The organism is Kitasatospora sp. NPDC057965, assembly GCF_042887135.1.
Taxonomy (GTDB): domain Bacteria; phylum Actinomycetota; class Actinomycetes; order Streptomycetales; family Streptomycetaceae; genus Kitasatospora.
Genome location: NZ_JBHVPZ010000010.1, coordinates 26,146 through 51,551 on the forward strand (window position 1 = coordinate 26,146; position 25,406 = coordinate 51,551).

Below are 25,406 nucleotides of genomic sequence, written 5' to 3' on the forward strand. Positions count from 1 at the left end.
GCCGGAGCGCCGCCCCCCGTCCGGACGGGGGGCGGCGCTCCGTGGGTGCCGGAACGGGCGGGCCTACCGGCCGTTCTTCTCCAGCGTGAACTTCCAGGCGTCGGCGACGATGTCGTCCAGGTTCGGGCGGCGCGGGGTCCAGCCCAGCTCCCGGTGGGCGCGCTCGGCGGAGGCCACCAGCACGGCCGGGTCGCCGGCGCGACGGCCGGAGACCACGACCGGGATCTCCCGGCCGGTGACCCGCTTGACCGACTCGATCACCTCGCGGACCGAGAAGCCGCTGCCGTTGCCCAGGTTGCAGATCAGGTGCTCGCCCGGCTTGGCGGCGTCCAGCGCCAGCAGGTGCGCGTCGGCCAGGTCCGCGACGTGGATGTAGTCGCGGATGCAGGTGCCGTCCGGGGTCGGGTAGTCGTCGCCGTACACCGCGATGTGCTCGCGCTGGCCGAGGGCGGCCTGGAACACCAGCGGGATCAGGTGCGACTCGGGGTCATGGCGCTCACCGTACTGGCCGTACGCGCCCGCGACGTTGAAGTAGCGCAGCGAGACGGCGGCCAGGCCGTGGGCGACGGCCTCACTGGTGATCAGGTGGTCCACGGCCAGCTTGGTGGCACCGTAGGTGTTGGTCGGCGCGGTGCGGGCCGTCTCGGCGATCGGCACGGACTCCGGCTCGCCGTAGGTGGCGGCGGTCGACGAGAACACCAGCTTGCGCACACCCGCCGCGCGCATCGCGCTGATCAGCTCCAGCGAGCCGGCCACGTTGTTGCGCCAGTACTTCTCCGGGTCCACGACCGACTCGCCGACCTGCGAGGAGGCGGCGAAGTGCAGCACGCCGTCGAAGGAGGCGTCCAGAACCTTGCCGGCCTCCTGGATCCGGCCCTCGACGAACTCGGCACCGGCCGGCACGCCCTCGCGGAAGCCGGTCGAGAGGTCGTCCAGGACGGTCACCTGGTGCCCCGCCTCCAGCAGGTGGGCGGCGACCACGCTGCCGACATAGCCGGCGCCACCCGTGACCAGGTACTTACTCATGATGCGACCTCCAGCGGGCGATGGACCGCCGTCGGCGGACCATCGGGGACGTACGTACGACTTCGGCCTATTCTCCCTGGCCGCCGGGGGTGCTCGGAACCATCCGGAGGGCCCTTCCCGACCGGGGCGCCGTCCGCCTCTCACCGGCCGTCGGCGCCGTCCACCCGCCCGTCGCCGGCCCGTCGTCCGGTGGTCAGCCGCGCGCCATCCGCTCCAGCAGTCCGGTGCGCGCCGCCACCGCCGCCGCCTCCAGCCGGGTCCGCGCGCCGAGCTTCATCAGCACCCGCTGGACGTGCGTACGGGCCGTGCTCGCCGCGATCCGCATCCCCGCCGCGATCGCCGCGGTGTCCTCGCCGTCCGCGATCCGCGCCAGCACCTGGACCTCCCGGCGGGTCAGCAGTCGCAGCAGCCGCACCGCCTCGTCGTCCGGCTCGGCCGCCGGCCTCAGCAGTTGGTCGAACGCGCCCCGCAGCACCTCCACCGCGACCGCCGCCTCCCCTGCCCGGGCCCGCGCGATGGCCCGCTCGACCACCTCGATCCGCTCGTCGCTCGGCACGTACCCGGCCGCCCCCGAGGCGAACGCCCCCGCCACGCCCCGCAGTTCACCGACCGGGCCGAGCACGATCACGGCCACCTCGGGCCGCTCGCGGCGGATCCGCCGCAAACCGTCGAACGCCCCCGGCTCGCCCGGCGCGGCCACCCCCAGCAGACACACCTCCGGCCGCCGGCCCGCCACCAGATCGGCCGCCGACGAAGCCGGCGAACCCACCGCGAGCACCCGGTGACCGCGCAGTTGGAGCGCGGTGGCCAGCGCCTCGGCCAGCAACCGGTGGTCGTCCACCACGACGAGACGAACACCCATGAGACCCCTCCAGGTCGGCGTCCCGCCCGCAGCCCCGCCCGGCTGAGGAAGGCGTCCGATGACGCACCATCACAGCGCATTCCGTACCCGACCTGCCAGACCGTCTCACCGGACCGTCTCACCACCCGGCCGTCGCCCGGCCGTCGCCCGGCCGCCACTCGGCTGCCGCCCGGCCCTGGCCCCGCCCTGGCCCGGCCTCGCGGGCACAACAAAAAGGACCCCCGCCCGAAGGCGGAGGTCCCGACCGAGCCCCCATGCGGAATCGAACCGCAGACCTTCTCCTTACCATGGAGACGCTCTACCGACTGAGCTATAGGGGCTTGTTCCCTGTCCGTGCTCCCCGGCTTCGCTTTCCGCTCCGCCCGCTCGCTCGAACAAGGAAGACATTACACGGCCGGGGGGCCGATTGGGAAATCCGTCCCGGCCGCCCGGCCGCGCAGCGAACCCGCCACCGCCAGGTCCGTTCCGCGGGTCTCCGGCAGCAGCCGCAGGCAGAGCAGCGCCACCACCCCCCACGCCGCCAGGTACCAGCCGACCGGCTCCGCCGTGCCGTACGCCTCGGTCAGCCTGGTCGCGATCAGCGGCGTCGTCGCCCCGCCCACCACCCCGCCCAGGTTGTACGTCAGCGCCGCCCCCGTGTACCGCACCCGGGTCGGGAACAGCTCCGGCAAGAACGCCGCCAGCGGCCCCAGCAGGCACCCCAGGACCACCATGGCCCCCGCCAGCGCCAGGAACATCAGCTCCCGCCGCTCCGTCTCCAGCAGCGGGAACAGCACCAGCCCCCAGGCCACCGCCAGCGCCGTCGCCCCCTGCAGCGTCCGGCGCCGGCCCCACTCGTCACTGCGCCGCGCGCTCAGCCACACCGTCACCGCCTTCCCCGCCGCCCCGGCCAGCAGCATCGCCAGCACCACCGTGCTCGGCACCCCGAGCCCCGTCGTCGCGTACGCCAGCGCGTACGTGGTGGTCAGGTAGAACAGCGCGTACCCCACCGTGATCGCCCCGCACCCCACCAGCACCGTCCGCCAGTGCCCGCGCAGCACCTCCACCACCGGCGCCCGCTCGGCCCCGGTCCGCGCCTCGCCCCGGAACAGCGGCGTCTCCTCCAGCCGCAGTCGCACGAACAGCCCCACCGCCACCAGCGCCAGCGACGCCAGGAACGGCACCCGCCAGCCCCAGGACCGGAACGCCCCCTCGTCCAGCCCGAGTTGCAGCGCCAGGAACACCCCGTTGGCCAGCACGAACCCGGTCGTCGGCCCCAGCTGCAGATACGCCCCGTACCGCCCCCGCCGCCCCGCCGGCGCGTTCTCCGCCACCAGCAGCGCCGCGCCACCCCACTCCCCGCCCAGCCCCACCCCCTGGCACACCCGCAGCACCACCAGCGCCACCGGCGCCCACCACCCCCACGCCGCGAACCCCGGCAGCACCCCCACCGCCGCCGTCGACAGACCCATCAGCAGCAGCGACACCACCAGCGTCGTCTTGCGCCCCAGCCTGTCCCCGAAGTGCCCGAACACCACCGCCCCCAGCGGCCGCGCCAGGAAGGCCACCGCGTACACCGAGAACGCCGCCAACAGCGCTCCCACCGTGCCCAGTTCGGGAAAGAACACCTCACCGAAGACGAGCGCCGCCGCCGTCCCGTAGATGAAGAAGTCGTAGAACTCGATCGCCGTACCGATCAGCGCCGCCGCAGCGGCCCGCCGCATCTGCCCCGTCGCACCCATGCCCCCAACCCTGACGACCCCACCCCACCCCCGACAGCGCCCACCCGAGTGACACCCGCGCCCCACCCCACCCCCCACGCCCCCCGGCGCCGCCCTCACACCCCCACAGCAACCCCCCACATCACCTCGCGTACGGGTTGTCGCCCGGCGGCTCCGGCGGCCCGTACACCGGCGGAGGCGGCACAGCGCCCACCACTCCCTGCCGCGCCCCGGCAGCCCGCCGCCTCGCGACCACCACAACCACCGCCAGCACCACGGCCAGCCCCGCAACCACCGCCACCACGACCGGAACCACACTGCCCGACCCGGACCGTTCCACCGCGTCCGGTCCTGCCGTGGGAGCGCCGCCCACCGGCGCAGCGCTCGGGCTCGCCCCGGATGCGGTCGGCTCGCTCGGCGCGCTCGACGCAACAGTTGCCGCCGGGCTCGCCGAGGACGACGCCTCCGTCACCGGAACGGGAGACACATCGGCCGGGCCCGGATCACCCGGATCCGTCAGCGCAACCCGCGGCCGCACCGCGCCGTACCCGGCATCATCCGTCCGAACCGAACCGTCCACCGGCTTCCCCGCCGTATTGATCAGCACCCGGAGAACCTGATTGGCCGTCCAATCCGGATGCACCGCGCATACCAGAGCCGCCGAAGCCGACACCAAGGCCGCCGAGTCCGAAGTGCCATGACTCTTGCAGTAGCCGGTCGTACCGGTGCATGACTCGATCATGTCCACACCGGGCGCAACGAGCGTGACCTGCGGCCCGCGCTGCGACTCAGCTGTCACCGTGCCGTTCCGGTCGGCAGCCCCTACACCGACGACGTTGGGCAGCGCCCCCGGATACTCGACCTGGTTACCCGACTGAGCCGAGTTCCCCACGCTGGATACGACAAGAGAGCCCTTGGCCCTCGCCCGGGCAAGGGACGCGTTCAACTTCGCCACGTCGGAGTCGGACGCCCTGAACGCGGCAATCCCCTGGGAAACGTTGATGACCCGGGCTCCCTGGTCGGCCGCATAGTCGACGGCCTGCCCGATCTGGCCGAGGAACTCCGTGGCGACCATCGGCTTCTCAGAACCGTTGGCGATCTTCAACGGGAGAATCTTCACTCCGGGGGCGAGCCCGTACGCCCCCTTTCCACCGTCCGCTTTCCCGGTACCTGCGATGAGGCCGGCCATCTGGGTGCCGTGCCCCTCGGCGTAGCTCCCCACACCACCCGGGCTGTCGCTGAAATCCTTGCCGGGCAGGAACTGTCCCGCCAGATCCGGATGATCCAGCTTGAAGCCACTGTCGATCACCGCGACCGTGACGCCCTGCCCCTTGGTGATCTTCCACATCTCGGATGCGCGCATGACATCCAGATGCCACTGATCCTCACGCATCGGACCATCCGCGACTGCCGGCACCGCGATCGGCCCGACCACAAGGCCCGCCGCCAAGAACGAAATGGCCAACACCCGTCGACGCGCTCCGGCGATCGTCCGACGCATCACAACTCCTCGCCACTTCCCCGTTGTCCGAGAACACGCCCACGCAGAACTGCCCGGCCACCGGGTGGGCCCAGTGGCCGGGCAGTCGTTCCGCACTACTCAATCACGCCCGGGTTGCTCTTCGAAGTACCGCTGGTCCAGGTCTCCTCGTCCTCGTGCAGGTAGTCGGCCCGCCGGCGCCGTTCACGCTCGCGCCGCTCCCCCGCACCGCCCGTCATGCTCGGGCCCATCATGCCGTTCTGGCCCGGCCGCGCCGCGCCCTCGGCCGCCGCAGCCCCGGCTGCGGCCGCCCGGTTGCGCAGGCCGCTGCCGCCGGGGGTGAACTCCCCGCCGGCCACCGGCCCCTTCGCCCCGCCGACCACACCGCCGACGGTCGAGCTGTACCCGCGACCGCGCGAACCACCGACCGCGCCACCACCATGGCCGCCGCCACCCGGGTGCATCGCGCCGCCCGGACCGCCGAAGCCGCCACCGCCGGCCGGCCCGCCGGCCCGGCCCTGGGCCGCCTCGCGCGCCCCGAAGACGGCCCCGCCGTTGGTCGGCACCGGGGCACCACCCTTCGCCGACGGGTTCCCGCCCCCGAAGGTGCTGGTCCGGTTCGGGGGAACGGAGCCCCCGCCGCCGCCCTTCAGCGGCACGGTTCCCCCGGTGAACGGTCCGGTGCCGCCCAACGGGATCGGCCCGCCACCCGGGAAGGGACCGGGCCCGCCACCCGGGATGCCCGGCTGTCCGGGGCCGCCGCCCTGCGGGTACGACGGCACGGGGCCGCCACCCGCCGGCCCCACCGGTCCGGTGTGTCCGGGCAGCGTCGGCACCGTCGGCAGGCTGTCCAGCCCGGTGCCGGGACGGTCCCCGGGGAACGTGGTCGGCGGAGTCACCGTCCCGGGCGTGCCCGGGTCGCCCGGCAGCGGCACCGAACCACCGTGCGACGGCGGAATCGGAGTGCTGTGCCCCGGAGTCCTCGGCCCGTCCGGCACCGACGCGGGCGGACGCGGCGTCACGGAACCGCCACTGCTTACGTAACCGCCGCCGACTGGGCCGTTGCCACCACCAACGCTCGGCGCAAGGCTGCGAACGGCTCCGCCGCCCCCGCCACCGACACCGCCACCGCCACCGCCCTTCGAGTAGTCCGACGAGCTGTCTCGACTACCGGACTCCGGCGTTCCCGGCAGTGTCACATCACCCAGCGAGTTCAGCTTCGTCGTCGCCGCGTCGTACGCCTGCCCCAGCTTCTCCATCTGGTGGATGGCTTCCTGGTGCGCCAGATACACCCGATGGGCTGCGGCTTGCGCATCGGCCTCGGACACCCAGTTGGAGTTGTAGCTCCTCTTCATGATCGAGTCGATGTTCGCGGTGGTCCCACCGTCGATCGTGAGATTGGCCTTGGTGAGCGCCATCGGGTTGGGCGAGCCCTGCGTCTGGCGCCCGTTGACCGTCTTGATGTCCTGCTCAGGTACCTCGGGTACGGCCGCCTTCGCGGTACTGAGCGCCTCGCCGGCCTGGTGCATCGCGTCGCCGGCCGACTTGGAGTAGTCGCCGAGCAGTGCGGCCGATTGCTGCAGATTGCCGACCCAGGCCTTGAAGCTCTCGGCAGCCGGCCCTTCCCAGGCGATCTGCGAGGCGTGCGCCTTGAGTGCCGCACCCAGGTCCTTGAGGACACGGCCGGCCGCCTGCAGCTGGGTCCCCCGGCTGAGCACCTTGGTGGGGTCGCTGCCCTTGACCATGTTCTTGAGCCCGGCGTGGTGAATGCCCTCGAAGTTCGTTCCGCCTGCCACTACTTACTCCCCGTCTCCCCGAAAACCTCTCCCCGGACCGCCACCATCAGTAGGTGACACTGGTCGGCTTCGGCGCCGGGCCGTCCGGACCCGCTGCCGGAGTGGCGACGCCCGCGTTCTTCGCGATCGTGGTCTGCGCGGCAGCGGTGTGATCCTCGTTGCCCGCGTAGTTGCCCGCCGTCTGCGAGACCGCGTTCTTCATGGCCTCGATCTGGGACATGAAGTCCTTGTGGAGCTTGACGAGCTGGGCGTGGACCTTGTCGTAGGCAGCCGTCAGAGCCGTCGCCTCCGAGAACTCCGCACTGGCGAAGCTTCCACCGGTCAGCTTCTGCTCCTGGAGCTTGTAGGGTGCGGCCGGCGACCCTTCCATGGCGGCGAGCAGCGCTTCGATCTTGTTCGCGAACGTGGTGAGCGTGTCGAGCTCCACCGTGACGTCCTGCTTGCCGAACGCGGACACCAGTCCGACGGCACTGACGTTGGCCTGCGCATAGCTGATCGTGCGGCCGATCCACGTGTCGTTGAGTGAATACGGATTCACCTCGCCGGGCACATCCGGCCTGGGTTCCGAGCTCGGCGGGACCTCACCTGGCACGGCTGTTCACCTCTCCCCCGTATGTGCGGAGCGCTCCAGGCCTCCCGGATCGCCGTCGCACACAACACAACGTCAACTACTCGGTCGTAGCGGCCCCGCACCGTCCACGCCTCGGGACGAGCGGCGCCTCGGTCATCGTAGCCACCGCCTCCGTCGGACCGGCAGGGCCCATGGCCCGCTTGTACGCGATCGGTACGAACTTGACACGTGCGGCCCGGCGCTCAGCGCGCCGGGCCGTCGGGCCGTGCGGGTGGGAGAGGCGCCGCTCGTCGGCGGCTCCCGGGAGGACTCAGACCTGCTCGGCCAGCTCCAGCCAGCTCATCTCCAGCTCCTCCTTCTCCTCCCGGACCGCCCGCAGCTGGCCGTCCAGCTCGGCGACCTTGGAGAAGTCGGCGGCGTGCTCGGCGAGCTGGGCGTGCAGCTTGGACTCCTTCTCGTCCAGCTTGGCGATCTGCCGCTCCAGCTTCTGCATCTCCTTCTTCGCCGCCCGCAGGTCCCCGCCGGACAGCGCGGGCGCCCCGGCCCCCGCGCCGCCCGCCGCCGGCGCTGCCGCCGCCGCACCGGTGGCAGCGGCCGAAGCCGCCGCGGCCGCCGCGGCGGCGGCCATCGCGGCCCGCCGCTCCAGGTACTCGTCGACGCCGTTCGGCAGCATCCGCAACCGCCGGTCGCCGAGCAGCGCGTACGTCACGTCGGTGGTCCGCTCGATGAAGAAGCGGTCGTGGCTGATGACGACCATCGAGCCGGGCCAGCCGTCGAGCAGGTCCTCCAGCTGGTTGAGCGTCTCGATGTCGAGGTCGTTGGTGGGCTCGTCGAGGAACAGCACGTTGGGCTCGTCCATCAGCAGCCGGAGCAGCTGGAGCCGGCGCCGCTCGCCGCCGGAGAGGTCGCCGACCGGCGTCCACTGCTTGTCCTTGCCGAAGCCGAACTGCTCGCAGAGCTGGCCGGCGCTCATCTCCCGGCCCTTGCCGAGGTCGACCCGGGAGCGGACCTGCTCGACGGCCTGCAGCACCCGGGTGGTCGGCTCCAGCTCGGCGACCTCCTGGGAGAGGTACGCCAGGCGCACCGTCTTGCCGACCTTGATGACCCCGGACGTCGGCTGGACGTCGCCCTCCGAGGCGTAGGCGTCGCGCATCGCGCGCAGCAGCGAGGTCTTGCCGGCGCCGTTGACGCCGAGCAGGCCGATCCGGTCGCCGGGGCCGAGCTGCCAGGTGAGGTTCTCCATCAGCAGCTTGGGGCCGGCCTTGACGGTCACGCCTTCCAGGTCGAAGACCGTCCGCCCGAGGCGCGCGTTGGCGAACTTCATCAGCTCGCTCTTGTCGCGCGGCTCGGGCACGTCGGCGATGAGCGCGTTGGCGGCCTCGATGCGGTAGCGGGGCTTGGAGGTCCGGGCGGGGGCGCCGCGGCGCAGCCAGGCCAGCTCCTTGCGGGCGAGGTTCTGGCGCTTCTGCTCCTCGACGGCCTCGATCCGGGACCGCTCGGCGCGCGCGAAGACGTAGTCGGAGTAGCCGCCCTCGTACTCGTGGACGGCGCCGTGCTGGACGTCCCACATCCGGGTGCAGACCTGGTCGAGGAACCAGCGGTCGTGGGTGACGCAGACCAGCCCGGAGCGGCGGGACTGGAGGTGCCGGGCGAGCCAGGCGATGCCCTCGACGTCGAGGTGGTTGGTGGGCTCGTCGAGGACGATGAGGTCCGGCGAGCCGAGCAGCAGCTTGGCGAGGGCGATGCGGCGGCGCTCGCCGCCGGAGAGCGGGCCGATGACGGTGTCCAGGCCGTCGGGGAACCCGGGCAGGTCGAGGCCGCCGAAGAGGCCCTCGATGATGTCGCGGATGCGGGCGTCGCCGAGCCACTCGTGGTCGGCGCGGTCGGCGATGACCTCGTGCCGGATGGTGGCGGTCGGGTCCAGCGAGTCGTGCTGGGTGAGGACGGCCAGCTGGAGGCCGCCGGACCAGGTGATCCGGCCGCCGTCGGGCTCCTCCAGCTTGGCGAGCATCCGGATCAGGGTGGTCTTGCCGTCGCCGTTGCGTCCGACGACACCGATCCGGTCGCCCTCGCTGACGCCGAGGCTGACCCCGTCCAGAAGGGCCCGGGTGCCGTAGACCTTCGTGACGGACTCGATGGTGGCGAGGTTGACGGCCACGTGTGCTGCGCTCCTGGGTTCGACGGTCCGGGCTCGGGCGGAGCCCGGAGCCTCCCAGCCTAGTGGGCCCGTCCCGGGTCGCCGCGCGCTCGGCCGACCAGCCCGGCCGGCCCGACCAGCCCGACCGGTCGCTACGCGCCCGGCCCCGGCAGCACGGCGTCCGGCGAGCCCGCCGCCACGGCCGCGCCCGGCACCGGCCCGTGGGTGGCGTGCGCGGTCCGGCAGCTGCCGGAGGCGCGCAGCGCGGCGGCGACCGCCTCGGCGCCCTCGGCGTCCTTGGCCAGGAAGGCGCAGGTCGGCCCGGAGCCGGAGACCAGCGCCCCGAGCGCCCCGGCCGCGGTGCCGGCCCGGAGGGTGTCGGCGAGGGCGGGGCGCAGCGACAGGGCGGCCGGCTGGAGGTCGTTGGCCAGGGCGGCGGCCAGCGCGACGGCGTCGCCGTCGGCCAGGGCGGCGAGCAGGGCGGGGTCGGCGTCGGGGGTGGGCACCTCGGCGTCGCTGGAGCCGGTGCCGGCCTCCTCGCGCAGGCGGTCGCACTCGCGGAAGACGGCGGGGGTGGACAGGCCGCCGTCGGCGACCGCGAAGACCCAGTGGTAGCTGCCGGTGACGGGCAGCGGCTCCAGGATCTCGCCCCGGCCGCGGCCCAGGGCGACGCCGCCGACCAGGGCGAACGGCACGTCCGAGCCGAGTTCGGCGGCCAGCTCCAGCAGCGTGCCGGCCGGCGTGCCGAGCCCCCACAGGGCGTCGCAGGCGACCAGCGCCGCCGCGCCGTCGGCGCTGCCGCCGGCCATGCCGCCCGCGACCGGGATGGCCTTGGCGATGTGCAGGTGGACGTCGGGCTCGGCGAGGCCGTGGCGGGCGGCGAGCAACCGGGCGGCGCGGGCGGCGAGGTTGCTCCCGTCCAGCGGGACGGCGTCGGCGTCCGGTCCGGTGCAGCTCAGGGTGACGCCCGCGCCGGGCTCGCCCGCCGTCGCCGTCACCTCGTCGCCGAGGGCGACCGCGAAGAAGACGTTGGCCAGGTCGTGGAAGCCGTCGGCGCGCAGGCCTCCGACCCCGAGCTGGACGTTGACCTTGGCGGGCACGCGTACCGTGACGCTCACGGGATCCTTCCCCTACTCCGGCTTGTGTTCGGCGATGGCGGCGAACTGCTCGACGGTGAGCATCTCACCGCGCAGCTTGTGGTCGATGCCGGCGGCGGCGAGCGCCTGCTCGGCCCCGGCGGCGGAGCCGGCCCAGCCGGTCAGCGCGGCCCGCAGGGTCTTGCGGCGCTGGGCGAACGCGGCGTCGACGACCGCGAACACCTCCTCGCGGCTCGCGGTGGTGCTCGGCGGATCGCGGCGGACCAGCGAGACCAGCCCGGAGTCGACGTTGGGGGCGGGCCAGAAGACGTTGCGGCCGATGGCCCCGGCCCGCTTCACGTCGGCGTACCAGTTGGCCTTGACCGAGGGGACGCCGTACACCTTGTTGCCGGGCTTGGCGGCGAGCCGGTCGGCGACCTCGCTCTGCACCATGACCAGGGTGCGCTCGATGCTGGGGAAGGTGGCGAGCATGTGCAGCAGCACCGGCACGGCCACGTTGTACGGCAGGTTGGCGACCAGCGCGGTCGGCGCGGGGCCGGGCAGCTCGGTGACCAGCATGGCGTCGCTGAACACCAGGTCGAACGCCTCGGCCTTCCCGGGCATCCGGGCGGCGACGGTGTCGGGCAGGTGCCGGGCCAGCACCGGGTCGATCTCCACCGCGGTGACGTGCCGGGCGACCTCCAGCAGCGCGAGCGTCAGCGACCCGAGCCCGGGCCCGACCTCGACCACCGCGTCCTCGCCGGTCACCTCCGCGGCCCGGACGATCCGCCGCACGGTGTTGCCGTCGATGACGAAGTTCTGCCCGCGCTGCTTGGTCGGCTTCACGCCGAACGCGTCCGCCAGCGCCCGGATGTCCGCGCCGCCGAGCAAGGGGGTCCCCCCGGCCGAAGGCTGGGGGCGGCTGTCAGAGGTGGGGTCGGTGCTGCTCACCCGCCAAGGATACGGGCGCGCGGCCCCCTCACAGCTCGACGACCGCCGCGAGGTCGATCTCCACGGGGTAGGGGACGGTGGTGCGCAGCACGCCCTCGTGCTGGGCGACGGGCAGGTAGACGCCCTTCTCCTCGTCCCGGTGGAACTCGTGGACGATCGGCAGGTCGTCGATGCCGCGCTCGACCCGCCAGTAGTACGGGATGCCCTTGTCGGCGTACTGCCCGGGCTTGCGGAAGCGGTCGTTGGCCCGGGTCCCGTGCGAGACGACCTCCACGGTGAGCACCACGGCCTCGGGCGGGAGGCACTCCAGCTCGAAGACATCGATGCCGGTCTTGTCGAACACCACGACATCCGGCTTGGTCGTGTTGTCCTCGTCCAGCAGCACGCAGCGCTCGACGTTCGCCGCGTAAGGCGTGACCCGCGCACTGCGCAGTGCCGAGTACAGCTCGTCCCGCACCTGGTCGTGCCACTGATTCGTCTGCCCCCGGACCACGATGACTCCGTCCACAAGATCCCAATCGAACGGCAGGTCGAGGTTCTTGACCTGCTCGTACGTCCGCAGTTGGGACAGCGGGTGCGACGAGTCGTGATGATCCTCGACGGGTCCGTCGATCGGCATGGCGGTCATGGCCACCTCCCTCACTGCACTCATGCTAACCAGCCTAGAAAGCCGCCACGAGTGCCGAATCGTTCCGCCGCAACCCGACATTCGTTCGATCGGATCAGTACCCGAACGCCCGCGCCGTGTTCTCCGCGACGGCCCCGGCGAGCTCGTCCTCCGACAGGCCCAGGGTGTCGGCCATCGAGCGGACCGTGACCGGGATGAGGTAGGGGGCGTTGGGGCGGCCGCGGTACGGGTGGGGGGTGAGGAAGGGGGCGTCGGTCTCGACCAGGATCCGGTCGAGCGGGGTGGCGGTCAGGGCGTCGCGCAGCGGCTGGTTGGCCTTGAAGGTGACCGGGCCGGCGAAGGAGAGGTACCAGCCGTGCTCGGCGCAGACCTTGGCCATCTCGGCGTCGCCGGAGTAGCAGTGGAAGACGGTCCGCTCGGGGGCGCCCTCCTCCAGCAGGACGGCGATGACGTCCTCGTGGGCGTCCCGGTCGTGGATCACCAGGGCCTTGCCGTGCCGCTTGGCCATCGCGATGTGGCGCCGGAACGACTCCTTCTGGATCTCCACGCCCTCCGGCCCGGTGCGGAAGTAGTCGAGACCGGTCTCGCCGACCGCGCGGACCTGCGGCAGCGCCGCGAGCGCGTCGATCTCGGCCAGCGCCGCGTCGAGCGCGGCCTGCCCGCCGGGCTCCCGCAGCTGCCCCGGCCAGCCGTCGGGGTCGCCGAGGAAGATCCGCGGCGCCTCGTTGGGGTGCAGGGCTACGGCGGCGTGCACCTGCTCGAACCGGGCCGCCAGTTCGGCGGCCCAGCGCGAGCCCGGCACGTCGCAGCCGACCTGGACGACGGTGGTCACCCCGACCGAGGCGGCCTTGGCCAGGCCCTCCTCGGGGGTGCCGGACTGCATGTCCAGATGGGTGTGCGAGTCGGCGACCGCCACCGCCAGCGGGGCGGGCAGCGGCGGCGGGGTGGACCGGTCGTCGTCCTTCTTCGGCATCAGTCGTCCTTCACCGGCCTCAGGAGGCCGGCTTCTCCTCGAGACGGGGGAACAGGATCTCGCCCTTGGTGACGGTGGCACCGGCGGGCAGCCGGCCCCACACCGCGGCCCCGGCGACGGTCTGCCCGGCAAGCGACCCCAGCCCCTCGGCGGCGCCGAGCGAGGCCCAGAGCTTCTCGGCGGTGGTCGGCATCACCGGGTTGAGCAGCACCGCGGTGGCCCGCAGCGACTCGGCGGCGGTGTAGAGGATGGTGGCCAGCCGGTCCCGACCCTCGGCCGAGTCGTCCTTGGCGACCTTCCACGGCTCCTGCTCGGTGAGGTAGCCGTTGACCTGCTTGACGAAGTCGAAGACGGCCGCGAGCCCGCCCGCGAAGTCCAGCTCCTCGCCGATCTTCCGGTCGGCGGTCGCGACGGCCGCCGCGAGGCCCTCGGCGACGGCCCGCTCGGCCTCGCCCGGCGCCGCCGCGGCCGGCAGCACGCCGTCGAAGTACTTGCCGACCATGGCCGCCAGCCGGGAGGCGAGGTTGCCGAAGTCGTTGGCCAGCTCGGAGGTGTACCGGGCGGTGAAGTCCTCCCAGGAGAACGAGCCGTCGGTGCCGAACGGGATCGCCCGCAGGAAGTAGTAGCGGTAGGCGTCCACGCCGAAGTGCGAGGTCAGGTCGGTGGGCGCGATGCCGGTCAGGTTGGACTTGGACATCTTCTCGCCGCCGACCATCAGCCAGCCGTTGGCGACGACCCGCTTCGGCAGCGGCAGGCCGGCGGCCATCAGCATCGCGGGCCAGATCACCGCGTGGAAGCGCAGGATGTCCTTGCCGACGAGGTGCACCGAGGCCGGCCACAGCTCGGCGAAGCGCTCCGGGTCGGCGCCGTAGCCGGCCGCGGTGATGTAGTTCTGCAGCGCGTCCACCCACACGTAGAGCACGTGCTTCTCGTCCCAGGGCAGCGGGACGCCCCAGTTGAAGGTGGAGCGGGAGATGGAGAGGTCCTGCAGCCCCTGCTCGACGAAGCGCAGCACCTCGTTGCGGGCCGACTCAGGGGCGATGAAGCCGGGGTTCTCGGCGTAGAACTCCAGCAGCTTCGGGCCGTACGCGGAGAGGCGGAAGAAGTAGTTCTCCTCCTCCAGCCACTCGACCGGCTTCTTGTGGATGGGGCAGAGCTTCTCGCCCTCGGTGGCGCCGTCGAGCAGTTCGGCGGGGAGCTTGTACTCCTCGCAGCCGACGCAGTACGGGCCGGAGTAGCCGCCCTTGTAGATCTCGCCCTTGTCGTACAGGTCCTGGACGAACTCCTGCACCCGGGCGGTGTGCCGCTCCTGGGTGGTGCGGACGAAGTCGTCGTTGGCGATCTCCAGGTGCTGCCAGAGCGGCTTCCAGGCCTCCTCGACCAGCTTGTCGCACCACTCCTGCGGGGTGACGCCGTTGGCCTCGGCGGTGCGCAGGATCTTCTGACCGTGCTCGTCGGTGCCGGTCAGGTACCACACCTTCTCGCCGCGCTGGCGGTGCCAGCGGGTCAGCACGTCGCCCGCCACGGTGGTGTACGCGTGGCCGAGGTGGGGGCGGTCGTTGACGTAGTAGATCGGGGTGGTGACGTAGTACGCGGGGGTGGTGCCCCCGCTGGTGCTGTGGTGCTCTGCAGTGGCGGCCATGGTCCGCAAGCTTAGTCGGGCCCGCGCGGGCCCCCGCACGGCGAGGGCCGGTGGCCCTGCGGCCACCGGCCCTCCGCCTCCTCGTCGGCGGGCCTCCGCTTCCCCGCCGGGGCCCGCCGCCGCCTCGTCAGCCGCGCAGCCGCGCCCAGAACCGCGCCCAGCGCCCGCCCGTCGGGGCGGGCCGCACCGGCCGGCCCGTCCCGGGCGCCCCGGCCGGCTCGGCGTGGGCCGCGAACCCGGGGGCGTGCTGCCACGACTGGTCCGCGACGCCGACCCGGCCCTCGCGCATGATCCGGACGGTGTGGCCGCCGCAGCCCGGGCAGGTCGGCTTGAGCAGCGGCGACGGCACCCGGACCCCGTTGGCGTGGTACTCGAAGACGACGTGCCCGTCCCGGGCCACGTGGTGCTCGATGTCGTACGCCTGCTCCCAGCCGTACCCGCAGCTCAGGCACGCGAAGGAGTAGGCCTCCCGGACGGTCTCGACGGGAGTCTGCGTCCGGCCGTTCGGGCCGGTGCCGCTCGGGCCGGGGTCGCTCAGGGCGTTGCCACCGCGGGGGCTACCGATCGTCTCGCTCATAGCCGTCTCCCAGCGCCCGCCGGGCGCTCGCCCGGCTGGGTCTTTCCATCCCAGGAAATGCCCGGAACGCTCCGGGCGATGCCCCTCTTGTGAAGACTTGGAGGCAGATTGGGAATCCCTATACGAAAGGGTGGGTCCTGTCCGGGAACCTCGACCGAAGCTTCGGCCCGACGGGTGTTCGCCCGGGGCCTTCTCCCCACGGTACGCGCCCGCACGCGCTGCGGCACATCGCCCACGAACGGTACGTACTCGCAGCTCAGCGGCTTGTCGCGGTCAGTTCAGGACGGTTCACCGACCGTACGCCCGGAGCCTGCCGCAGCCGCGTTCTTGGCCGCCACGACCGCGTCGAAGACCTCCCGCTTGGGCAACGACAGTTCGGACGCGACCGCCGCGATGGCCTCCTTGCGGCGCTCTCCGGCCTCCTCCCGGACGGCCACCAGCCGGGCCAGCTCGGCCGGCGTCAGCTCCTGCGGCGCGGCCGGCGGCGCGCCCGCCACGACCACGGTGATCTCGCCCTTGACGCCCTCGGCCGCCCAGGCCGCGAGTTCGCCGATCGGCCCGCGCCGGACCTCCTCGTAGGTCTTGGTCAGCTCGCGGCAGACGGCGGCGGGCCGCTCGGCGCCGAACGCCTCGGACATCGCGGTGAGCGCCTCGGCGATCCGGTGCGGGGCCTCGAAGAAGACCATGGTGCGGGGCTCGGCGGCGATCGAGGCCAGCTGCCGGGCCCGGTCGCCGCTCTTGCGCGGCAGGAAGCCCTCGAAGGTGAACCGGTCGACCGGCAGCCCGGACAGCGCCAGCGCCGTCAGCACCGCGGACGGCCCGGGCACCGCGGTCACCTTGACGTCGGCGGCGACGGCTGCCGCCACCAGCCGGTAGCCGGGGTCGGAGACGGACGGCATCCCGGCGTCGGTCACCAGCAGCACCCGGGCGCCGCCGAGCAGCGCCTCGACGAGTTCGGGGGTGCGTCCGACCTCGTTGCCCTCGAAGTAGGAGACCACCCGCCCGGTCGGGGTCACCCCGAGCGCCTGGGTGAGCCGGCGCAGCCGCCGGGTGTCCTCGGCCGCGATCACGTCCGCGGTGGCCAGCTCGGTGAGCAGCCGGGGCGGGGCGTCCGAGACGTCGCCGATGGGGGTGCCTGCCAGTACCAGTACTCCTGTCACGGGCCCCATCCTTCCAGCAACCGGCGGCCGGGCGCTTTTGGTGACGATTCGGGCAGCCTGCGGAGGGGCCCTCCGCAGGCTCGTCCCGCGCCCCTACGATGTGGCGGATGAACGGCGACACGGCGGCGCAGACGCCCACTGGTACAGACCACACCGCGCGGGGTGACGTCGGCGTGCCGGTCCTGACGGACCAGCCGTCGCCCGCTCTGCCCGGCCCCCGGGACCCGGACGACGACGGCGGCCCCGGCGGCCCCGACGGCGAGGGCGCCGACGGCTCCATACCGGCGCCGCCCCGCCCCGCCTGGCTGCGCGGCCTGGGCCGCTTCGGCTACTCGCCACCGCCCGCCGCCCCCCTGGCCGAACGCCTGGTCCCGCCGATGCCGGACGGCCGGGGCGTCACCCCGAAGCGGGTGCCGCCCTCCCCCCTGCTGCTCCGCCTGGGCCTGTCCCTGCCGGCGCCGCTGTGGTCCTGGCTGGTGCGCTGGTCCGGCTGGCTCGGCCCGCTCGCGGTGGCCCTGTTCGCCGGCGCGCTGCGGTTCGACAACCTCGGCTCGCCGGACGCGATCATCTTCGACGAGACCTACTACGCCAAGGACGCCTACGCGCTCTGGCACGGCGGCTACGAGATCAGCTGGCCGGAGGGCGCCAACGACCACATCATGGCGGGCGACCCGGTCCCGTACCGGCCGAACCCCTCGTACGTGGTGCACCCGCCGGTCGGCAAGTGGATCATCGGCGCCGGCATCCAGATCTTCGGGATGAACCCCTTCGGCTGGCGGTTCGCGGTGGCCCTGCTCGGCACCCTCTCGGTGCTGATGGTGGCCCGGATCGCCCGCCGGCTCTTCCGCTCGACCCTGCTGGGCTGCGTGGCGGGCCTGCTGCTCGCGGTGGACGGCCTGCACTTCGTGATGAGCCGGTCCGCGCTGCTGGACCTGGTGGTGATGTTCTGGATCCTCGCCGCCTTCGGCTGCCTGCTGCTGGACCGCGACCACACCCGGGCCCGGATCGCCGCCCGTCTCGCGGCGCACGGTGACGGCGGGCCGGACGCGGCGCTCGCCCGCCGGATGAACCTGGGCTGGCGCCCGTACCGGATCGCGGCCGGCGTCTGCGTCGGCCTGACCTGCGCGACCAAGTGGAGCGGCCTGTACGTGGCGGCCGCCTTCGGCCTGATGACCGTGCTGTGGGACGTGGGCTCGCGCCGGCTGGCCGGTGCCGACCGCCCCTACCTGTGGACACTGGTCCGGGACGCGGTGCCCGCCTTCGTCTCGATCGTGGTGACCTCGGTGGTCGTCTACGTCACCTCCTGGTGGGGCTGGTTCGCCAGCAGCAACGTGCCGAACCAGGGCGGCTACGGCCGCGACTGGGCGGTCGGCCGCTCCACCGACTACCCGTGGATCCCCGAGGGCCTGCGCTCGCTCTGGCACTACCACTCGACGGTCTACGACTTCCACACCCACCTGAGCGACCCGCACACCTACCAGTCGAACCCGTGGAGCTGGCTGGTGCTGGGCCGGCCGGTGTCCTTCTTCTACGAGTCCCCGAAGCAGGGGACGGCCGGCTGCACGGTGAACGAGTGCGCCCGCGAGGTGCTGGGCATCGGCACCCCGCTGCTCTGGTGGACCGGCGTGATCGCCCTGGTCTACTGCCTGTGGCGGTGGGCGGCCCGGCGCGACTGGCGGGCCGGCGCGGTGCTCTGCGGCCTGGCCGCCGGCTACCTGCCCTGGTTCGCCTACCAGCAGCGGACGATCTTCCTCTTCTACGCGGTCTGCTTCGTGCCGTTCCTGGTGCTCGCCGTGACGATGCTGGTGGGAGCGCTGATCGGACCCGCCGGGGCGTCCCGGGACCGCCGGATCATCGGCTCTGCGGCGGCCGGCCTGGTGGTCCTGCTGATCATGTGGAACTTCCTGTTCTTCCACCCCCTGTACACCGGCGAGACGATCCCGATGGAGGACTGGCGCCGCCGGATGTGGTTCAACACCTGGATCTGACGGCGTCCGGCCGCCGCGCGGAGACGGCGGCCGGGCGGCGAAGGGTACCGAAGTGGTACGCGACACGTACCAGAACCGTCACAACACCCGGTCCCTTCGTCGGTGCGCGGAATCCGGCTGCCTAGGCTGGGCTCCGAACGCGCATCCGGCCACCTCCGGCTGCGGCCGATCGCCTGACCCTTGGGGGAACATCACCATGCGCAATGGCGCGAAGACCGGCATCATCACCGGCGTGGCCGTCGCCATGCTCGCCGCCGGCGGCTACGGGGCGTACAGCCTCGTCGGCGGCTCGGACGACAAGGGCGAGCCCGCCGCCAAGGAGCCACGCACGGTGGTCGCCGAACCCCCGAGCGCCGAGCAGGCCGCGGCCGGGGCCAAGGACTTCCTGGAGGCCTGGGCGGCCGGTGACCTCGCCAAGGCGGCCGCGCTGACCGACGACCCGGCCGCCGCGACCACCGCGCTGAGCGCGTTCCGCGACCAGGTGAAGCCGAGCGGCCTCACCCTGGCGCCCGCCGGCCCGGCCACCCCGGCGGCCTTCGCCTCGGCCACCGGCACCCCCTCCCCCGCCAGGACCACGGCCCCCGCCACCGCCCCGGCCACCCCGGGCGACCCGACCGCCACCGACTCCGCGTCCCCGACCGCCTCCGCCGCCCCGACCGGGGTGCTGATGGGCTTCAAGGCCCGCGCCGAGTTCGAGGGCACCAACCGGGTCTGGGACTACAACGGCTTCCTCGGTGTCGTGAAGATGAGCGACGACACCCCGGCCGTGCACTGGGCGCCGTCGGTGATCCACCCGCACCTGGGCGCGGGCGAGACGATCTCCGTCCAGCCGCTGCCCCCGCTGGCCGGCAACGTGGTGGACCGCAACAACAAGGCGCTGAACAGCCCCTCGATCACCCCGCTGGTCGCCACCGTGCAGGCCAAGGTCGCCAAGCTGCTCGCGGACCAGAACAAGGACCAGAGCGACAACGGCACCGGTGTGGTGATCACCAACGCGGCCGACCAGAACAGCACCCCGGACCGGCTGTTCACCATCGTCGACCCCAAGCCCCCGAAGCCCTTCAAGCTGACCATCGACGCCAACCTGCAGGCCGCCGCCGAGAAGGCGATGACCGACCTGGGCGGCAAGAAGGGCTCGATCGTCGCCATCGAGCCGAGCACCGGCCAGGTCCTGGCCTTCGCCAACGCCCCGGTCACCGGTCTGAACCGGGCCTTCCAGGGCCAGCTCGCCCCGGGCTCCACGCTGAAGATCCTCACCTCCACCGCCCTGCTGGAGGCCGGGGTCAACCCGGACACCCCGGTGCCCTGCCCGACCCTGAGCAGCAACCCGAAGAAGATCCCGAACTCGTTCCCCGACGCGTACCCGAACAACACGCTCCAGCAGGACTTCATGATCTCCTGCAACACGGCCTTCATCGACCAGGGCCTGACCAGCCTCAAGCCGGGCGCGCTGACCACCACCGCCAAGGACGTCTACGGCATCGGCCTGAACTGGCAGACCGGCCTGCCCAGCTTCGACGCCGTGGTGCCGGACGCCGGCACCAACAAGGACGAGCAGGCCATGCAGTCCATCGGCCAGGGCAAGGTCCAGATGAACCCGCTGGCCATCGCCTCGATCACGGCCACCGTGCAGAGCGGCAGCTTCAAGCAGCCGATCCTGGTCGCCGAGCTGCCGCAGCAGAAGGCCGCCCGGGACATGACCCCCGACGTCGCCGGCAAGCTGCGCCAGATGATGGCCGCCACCGCCACGGGCGGCACCGCCCAGGGCGTGATGGCCGGGATCTCCGACAACGCGGGCGCCAAGACCGGCTCCGCCGAGGCCACCGGCATCGCCACCACCAACAGCTGGTTCACCGCCTACCGGGGCAACCTCGCGGTCGCCGCCGAGGTCGAGGGCGGCGGCCACGGCGTGGACGCCGCCGGTCCCGCCGTCGCCTCGATCATCAAGGCCGCCGGCAACCGCTGACGCCCTTCGCCGAACCTCGGCGACCACCCCTCGGCAGCCACCCGGGCCCGTCCTACCGCGTCGTCGGCAGGGCGGGCCCGCCCTGTGCCAGCAGGCAGGCCGACGGGACGGACGGGCGGGCGCTCCACCGCCGGGCGGCCAGCCGGGGCCAGATCACCAGGACGGCCGGCAGCGCCAGGTAGCCGAACCGCCCGGCCGGCGCCAGCATGAAGGCGATCGCCAGCCCGCCGGCCAGCAGATCGGCGCCGGCGATCGCGGAGACCGGCGGCCGGGCCAGCAGCCAGACCGTCACCCCCAGCCCGCCGACGGTCAGCAGCACCAGTGAGGCGATGTGCCCGCTGGGCCCGAACCCGGCCAGCACCTTGCCGGGCAGCGGACTGCCGGCCGGCGTCTGGATCGCGGTCAGCCCGAGCGGGAAGCGCACCACCTGCTCGCGCAGCTCCTCGGCCCGCGCCAGCACGTACGGCACCATGACGGCGGACGCCGCGCCGAGCGCGGTCAGCCCGGCCCGGGCGGCGGGCCGGCGCCCGTAGAGCCGCCAGAGCAGCAGGACTGCCACCGGCAGCGCCGGCCAGACCGTCCACTTCAGGGTCCCGGCCAGCGCCAGCACCAGCCCGGCGGCGATGGTCCGGTCCCGCTCGGCGAGCGCCATCGCCAGGCAGCAGAGCCCGATCAGCGGCAGGTCCACCCCGCCGCCGACCAGTGCCAGCGCGACCAGCGGCGAGGCGGTGAGCACGGTCAGCGGCAGCAGCGGCGCGTGGTCCCTGGTGGGCCGCAGCAGCCGCCAGCTCGCCAGCAGACAGGCGACGAAGGCCAACGCGAACCAGATCCGGGCGTCCCCGGCCAGCCGGGCGGCGGCGCTGCCCTCGCCGAGCAGCGCGTGCGGCACCCCGAACAGCGACATCGCCGGCAGGTACGGGTTGTAGTCGGTGACCGTCACCGGATGCGGCAGGTACGGGCTGCCGGTGGTGAACAGCAGGTGCGCGGAGCGCTCGACCACCATCACCTCGGACTGGTGGCGGCCCTGCAGCACGAGCAGCACCAGCGGCACCAGTACGGCGCCCAGCAGAGCGGCCGTCGCCCCGGCCCGGGCGGCGAAGCGACGCGGCAGGACGAGGCAGAGCAGCCCGGCGAGCAGGTAGCCGGGGGCCGCGAGGGTGCCCCACAGGCGCTGGTTGGGCAGGTCGGAGACGAGCGGGAAGCCGGCCGCCCAGGCGGTGGCGACCAGACAGCCGAGCAGCTGGAAGCCGCGGTGGGCGACGAGGCCGGGCCGGTTCAGCCGATCGGGCAGGGCCGGCGGGCCGCTCCCGCCGCGCTGGTGGGGGAACGAGCGGCGGGCCGGGCCGCCGCGCAGGCGGCCGCGCCGGGCGGAGGAGGCCGGGGGAACGGTCGGGGCGGGCGTCGTCGGGGTCGCGCCCCGGCCGGTGAAGCGGCCGCGCGGGCGGGAATGGCCGGGCGTGCGGGTGCTCACCATGGTGGAAGGTTAGGGCCGGGGGCGGTGCGCTGTCGCCATCTCGGGGACGGGAGTGTCCGCCGACCCGGACGGGGCCGGCGGGGGGAGCAGTCCACCCCCTGCCGGCCCCGTCGGCGGCGCACCGCCGGCTCAGCCGACCGTGCTCCCGTTCTCCGTCGGCTGCTCCGCCCGCTCCAGCTTGGAGTGCTTGACGCTGTAACCGAAGTAGACCGCCACCGCGAGCGCCAGGGCGATCCCTCCCGCCTTGAAGGTGTCCGCGTGCAGGCCCTTGATCAGGTAGGCGCAGAAGGCGACGCTGATCAGCGGGACGACCGGGTAGCCCGGCACCTTGAAGCCGCGCGGCAGGTCGGGCTGGGTGCGGCGCAGCACGATCACGCCGATCGCCACCACCGAGAAGGCGATCAGGGTGCCCAGGCTGGTGATGTCGGCCAGCACCCGCAGCGGGACGAAGGCGGCCAGGGCGCCGACGCCGAGGCCGACCACGATGGTGTTCCAGACCGGGGTGCCGGTGCGCGGCGAGAGCTCCGCGAAGCGCTTGGGCAGCATGCCGTCGCGGCCCATCGAGTACAGGATGCGGGTCTGCCCGTAGATGACCACCAGGGTGATCGAGAAGATCGAGACGATCGCACCGATCGCGAAGAGCATGGCCGGCCAGCTCTGGCCGGTGATGTCCTGGAGGATCTGGGCGAGGCCGGCCTCCTGGCCCTTGAACTTCTGCCAGGGTTGGGCGCCGACGCCGGCCAGGGCCACCAGGATGTACAGCAGGGTGACCACCACCAGCGAGATCATGATCGCCAGCGGCAGGGTGCGGCGGGGGTTCTTGACCTCCTCGCCGGCCGTGGAGACGGCGTCCAGCCCGATGAAGGAGAAGAAGATGGTGGAGGCCGCGACCTGCACGCCGCCGATGCCCAGCGGCATGAACGGGGTCAGGTTGCCGGAGTGGAAGCCGGTCAGGCCGACACAGATGAAGAGCAGCAGGATCAGCAGCTTGATGGCCACCATGGCCGCGTTGACCTTCACCGACTCGCTGACGCCGCGGATCAGCAGGAAGCAGACCATGGCGACCAGCAGCAGCGCCGGCAGGTTGAACCAGTGGGTCTGGTCGGGCGCGCCGGAGATCACTTCCGGGAGCTTGAAGCCGAAGGCCAGGTCGAAGAACTTGTTGAGGTACTCGGCCCAGCTGACCGCGATCGCCGAGGCCGAGACGCCGTACTCCATCAGCAGGCAGATGCCGACCGCGAAGGCGACGCCCTCGCCGAGGGTGGCGTAGGCGTAGGAGTAGGAGGAGCCGGAGACCGGGATGGCGGAGGCCATCTCGGCGTAGCAGAGCGCGGTGAGGCCGGCGGTGACCGCGGCGATCACGAAGGACAGGATGACGGCCGGCCCGGCCGACGGCACGGCGCTGTTCAGCACGAAGAAGATGCCGGTGCCGATGGTGGCGCCGATGCCGATCGCGGACAGCTGCCAGAGCCCGATCGAGCGGCGCAGGTGGATGCCGGAACGTCCGCCCTCCTCGGGCGCACCGGCGGGCAGGCCCTCGCGGCCCTCGCTCTCGGCGATCAGGGTGATGACGGGCTTGCGCCGCAGAAGGCGCGCGCCGAGCGTGTTGCTGGCCAAAACGGGGGTCTTTCTGGGCGGTGGAGGGTTCGAGCGGCCGGTCACCCGACGCGCCGAAAGGTGTCATCGGGGACCAACCGAACAAAGATGGGCAGTACACCGCGAAAACACCAGTGTCGCAAACGAACAGTCCCGTCGCGCGCATTGTACGAAGCGTCGCACCGGCAGGCACAAACCGGACACTTCGCAGACGGCGGATCTCCCGGCGAGCGGCTAGACCCGCAGGTCGGGGCAGCCGGTAAGGGGCTCACCCGGCCAGTACCGCCTGCATCACCGCACGGGCCACGGGGGCGGCGAGGGCGCCGCCCGTCACATCGGTCGCGTCACTGTCCGCGATCACCACGGCGACCGCCGCCGGCGGCACCGCGGTCGAGCCGGCCGGGGCGGCCCAGGAGACGAACCAGGCGTACGGCGTTCCGGTGTTGTCCACCCCGTGCTGGGCGGTGCCGGTCTTCCCGCCGACCACCGCGTCGGCGATCCGGGCGGCGCCCCCGGTGCCCCGCTCCACCACGTCGGTCATCAGCCGCCGCACCTGTGCGGCGGTGCCCGGGCCCATCGCCTGCCGGTACACCGCGGGCCGCGTCAGCTGGACGGTGGTGCCGTCGCTCCTGGTCAGTCTGTCCACAAGCTGTGGACGCATCACGGTGCCGTTGTCCGCCACCCCGGCCGCGACCATCGCCATCACCAGCGGGTGGCCGCGGTGTCGAACTGGCCGATCGAGGAGAGCGCCAGCTGGGACTCGTCCATCCGGGTGTCGAAGACGGAGCGGGCCGCCCGCACCGGGATGTCCAGCCCGGCGTCGTTGAAACCGAAGGCCTCCGCCGTCGCGGCCATCCGCTGCGGCCGGCGGCGCTCGTCACGGCGGGGGGTGTCGCCACGGGCCGTCCAGGGAGTCGGGGCTGCGGGACGCGCCGGGATGACGACCGGGGCGGACGGGCAGTGGGCCCGTCCGCCCCGGTGTGAGCGGCTGTTCCGGCGGGATCCGGGAGTCAGACGGAGGAGCGAATCAGACGGTGGAACGGGTGGAACGGATCGGACGGTCGAGCGGCTCGGCCCCGGGTCAGGCGGACGCCGGGGCGGCCTGCGCCCGGGAGGCCTCGACGGTGGCCTTCAGCTCGGCCTCGGCCTCGGCGGAGAGCGAGGTCTGGATGATCCGGCCGCCGTAACGGGCCAGCGCCGGGACGACCTTGTCCGCGGTGGCGGTGCGGACCAGCAGGAACACCGCGGCGGTGCCCGGCTGGAGGTGCTGCCCGACCTGGCGCATGAAGTCGTCGTCCACCCCGATGTCGGTGGTGGCGCCGACCGCGGCCCCGGCCGCGCCGCCGACCGCCGCGCCGAGGATCGGCATGAAGAACAGCAGACCGATCACCCCGCCCCAGACGGCGCCCGAGGCGGCCCCGGCCCCGGTGGTGCTGACCTGCTGGTGCAGCTTGATCCTGCCGTCCTCGCGGCGCTCGACGACGACCGCGTCCTCCAGCTCGATCAGCCGCTGCTTCTGCAGACCCACCGCCTCGTTGCGCACCGCCTGGGCGGTGGCCAGATCCGGATAGGCGATCGCGAAGAGGTTGCTCACGTACGGGTCCTTCCCCTGAAGCTGACGTGCCGGCCGGGACGGGCGCGCCGGTACGACGGCGCCCTCGCCCCCTCGTCACCCTAACGAGGAAATCCCTATCAATCGACTTTTCACCCGGTGTGTCCCGTATTGCCCGAGGATCCGTCACCACCGCACCGCACGACCGGCGCACCCCGGAGCACCCGCGCACCGATCCCCCACCGGCGCCC

At 72.9% G+C, this 25,406-nt stretch carries 19 protein-coding genes, 1 tRNA gene and 1 pseudogene; 2 read left to right on the plus strand and 19 right to left on the minus strand.

Going from position 1 to position 25,406, the window contains the following annotated elements:
- Positions 1 to 63: 63 nt before the first annotated feature.
- From galE to rsmI, 15 genes are all read right to left on the minus strand, one after another.
- Complete coding sequence (galE, locus tag ACFVVU_RS14905; RefSeq protein ID WP_380684009.1) at positions 64 to 1,026, minus strand: UDP-glucose 4-epimerase GalE; 963 nt, start codon at positions 1,024 to 1,026, stop codon at positions 64 to 66.
- A 193-nt stretch (positions 1,027 to 1,219) separates the two neighbouring features.
- Positions 1,220 to 1,888, minus strand: a complete 669-nt coding sequence (locus ACFVVU_RS14910) for a response regulator transcription factor (RefSeq protein ID WP_355370240.1) — start codon at positions 1,886 to 1,888, stop codon at positions 1,220 to 1,222.
- 247 nt (positions 1,889 to 2,135) lie between these two features.
- Positions 2,136 to 2,208, minus strand: a tRNA-Thr gene (locus ACFVVU_RS14915).
- Positions 2,209 to 2,274: 66 nt separating this feature from the next.
- A complete protein-coding gene (locus tag ACFVVU_RS14920) occupies positions 2,275 to 3,609 on the minus strand; it encodes an MFS transporter (RefSeq protein ID WP_380684010.1) in 1,335 nt (444 codons plus the stop codon).
- 121 nt (positions 3,610 to 3,730) lie between these two features.
- Positions 3,731 to 5,089 (minus strand): S8 family serine peptidase, encoded by a 1,359-nt coding sequence (locus ACFVVU_RS14925; RefSeq protein WP_387790140.1) that lies wholly within the window; start codon positions 5,087 to 5,089, stop codon positions 3,731 to 3,733.
- 95 nt (positions 5,090 to 5,184) lie between these two features.
- The gene (locus tag ACFVVU_RS14930) at positions 5,185 to 6,864 is read right to left on the minus strand and encodes a WXG100 family type VII secretion target (RefSeq protein ID WP_387790141.1); all 1,680 of its coding nucleotides are present in this window, start codon (positions 6,862 to 6,864) and stop codon (positions 5,185 to 5,187) included.
- Positions 6,865 to 6,910: 46 nt separating this feature from the next.
- Positions 6,911 to 7,456, minus strand: a complete 546-nt coding sequence (locus ACFVVU_RS14935; RefSeq protein ID WP_380684013.1) for a hypothetical protein — start codon at positions 7,454 to 7,456, stop codon at positions 6,911 to 6,913.
- 289 nt (positions 7,457 to 7,745) lie between these two features.
- Positions 7,746 to 9,593 carry an ABC-F family ATP-binding cassette domain-containing protein gene (locus ACFVVU_RS14940; protein ID WP_387790143.1) on the minus strand — a complete coding sequence of 616 codons (1,848 nt, stop codon included), beginning with the start codon at positions 9,591 to 9,593 and terminating at the stop codon, positions 7,746 to 7,748.
- Positions 9,594 to 9,724: 131 nt separating this feature from the next.
- Positions 9,725 to 10,690 carry a 4-(cytidine 5'-diphospho)-2-C-methyl-D-erythritol kinase gene (locus ACFVVU_RS14945; protein WP_387790144.1) on the minus strand — a complete coding sequence of 322 codons (966 nt, stop codon included), beginning with the start codon at positions 10,688 to 10,690 and terminating at the stop codon, positions 9,725 to 9,727.
- A 12-nt stretch (positions 10,691 to 10,702) separates the two neighbouring features.
- Complete coding sequence (rsmA, locus tag ACFVVU_RS14950) at positions 10,703 to 11,599, minus strand: 16S rRNA (adenine(1518)-N(6)/adenine(1519)-N(6))-dimethyltransferase RsmA (protein ID WP_387790146.1); 897 nt, start codon at positions 11,597 to 11,599, stop codon at positions 10,703 to 10,705.
- A 28-nt stretch (positions 11,600 to 11,627) separates the two neighbouring features.
- Positions 11,628 to 12,251, minus strand: coding sequence for a Uma2 family endonuclease (locus ACFVVU_RS14955; RefSeq protein ID WP_355370261.1), 624 nt, complete (start codon positions 12,249 to 12,251; stop codon positions 11,628 to 11,630).
- A gap of 70 nt (positions 12,252 to 12,321) precedes the next feature.
- Positions 12,322 to 13,200, minus strand: coding sequence for a TatD family hydrolase (locus tag ACFVVU_RS14960; RefSeq protein WP_387790147.1), 879 nt, complete (start codon positions 13,198 to 13,200; stop codon positions 12,322 to 12,324).
- Between the two features lie 19 nt (positions 13,201 to 13,219).
- A complete protein-coding gene (gene metG / locus ACFVVU_RS14965; RefSeq protein ID WP_380684019.1) occupies positions 13,220 to 14,842 on the minus strand; it encodes a methionine--tRNA ligase in 1,623 nt (540 codons plus the stop codon).
- A 127-nt stretch (positions 14,843 to 14,969) separates the two neighbouring features.
- A complete protein-coding gene (locus ACFVVU_RS14970; protein ID WP_380685686.1) occupies positions 14,970 to 15,419 on the minus strand; it encodes a hypothetical protein in 450 nt (149 codons plus the stop codon).
- 278 nt (positions 15,420 to 15,697) lie between these two features.
- Positions 15,698 to 16,579: a 16S rRNA (cytidine(1402)-2'-O)-methyltransferase gene (gene rsmI, locus ACFVVU_RS14975; RefSeq protein WP_387790149.1), complete on the minus strand. Its 882-nt coding sequence runs from the start codon at positions 16,577 to 16,579 to the stop codon at positions 15,698 to 15,700.
- Positions 16,580 to 16,686: 107 nt separating this feature from the next.
- Here rsmI and ACFVVU_RS14980 point away from each other — a divergent pair, with 107 nt between their 5' ends.
- Together ACFVVU_RS14980 and ACFVVU_RS14985 are read left to right on the plus strand one after the other, a co-directional pair.
- Positions 16,687 to 18,567: a dolichyl-phosphate-mannose--protein mannosyltransferase gene (locus tag ACFVVU_RS14980; RefSeq protein WP_387790150.1), complete on the plus strand. Its 1,881-nt coding sequence runs from the start codon at positions 16,687 to 16,689 to the stop codon at positions 18,565 to 18,567.
- 196 nt (positions 18,568 to 18,763) lie between these two features.
- A complete protein-coding gene (locus ACFVVU_RS14985) occupies positions 18,764 to 20,533 on the plus strand; it encodes a penicillin-binding transpeptidase domain-containing protein (protein WP_387790152.1) in 1,770 nt (589 codons plus the stop codon).
- 52 nt (positions 20,534 to 20,585) lie between these two features.
- On the opposite strand, the gene ACFVVU_RS14990 is transcribed toward ACFVVU_RS14985, so the two are convergent.
- From ACFVVU_RS14990 to ACFVVU_RS15005, 4 genes and pseudogenes are all read right to left on the minus strand, one after another.
- On the minus strand, positions 20,586 to 22,007 hold the full coding sequence (locus ACFVVU_RS14990) for a glycosyltransferase 87 family protein (protein WP_380685677.1): 1,422 nt from the start codon (positions 22,005 to 22,007) through the stop codon (positions 20,586 to 20,588).
- Positions 22,008 to 22,136: 129 nt separating this feature from the next.
- Positions 22,137 to 23,624 (minus strand): amino acid permease, encoded by a 1,488-nt coding sequence (locus ACFVVU_RS14995; RefSeq protein ID WP_380685675.1) that lies wholly within the window; start codon positions 23,622 to 23,624, stop codon positions 22,137 to 22,139.
- Positions 23,625 to 23,871: 247 nt separating this feature from the next.
- Positions 23,872 to 24,458 (minus strand): annotated as a pseudogene (locus ACFVVU_RS15000) (penicillin-binding transpeptidase domain-containing protein); the annotation flags it as partial.
- A 226-nt stretch (positions 24,459 to 24,684) separates the two neighbouring features.
- A complete protein-coding gene (locus tag ACFVVU_RS15005) occupies positions 24,685 to 25,197 on the minus strand; it encodes a DUF1269 domain-containing protein (protein WP_380689681.1) in 513 nt (170 codons plus the stop codon).
- Positions 25,198 to 25,406: the final 209 nt, after the last annotated feature.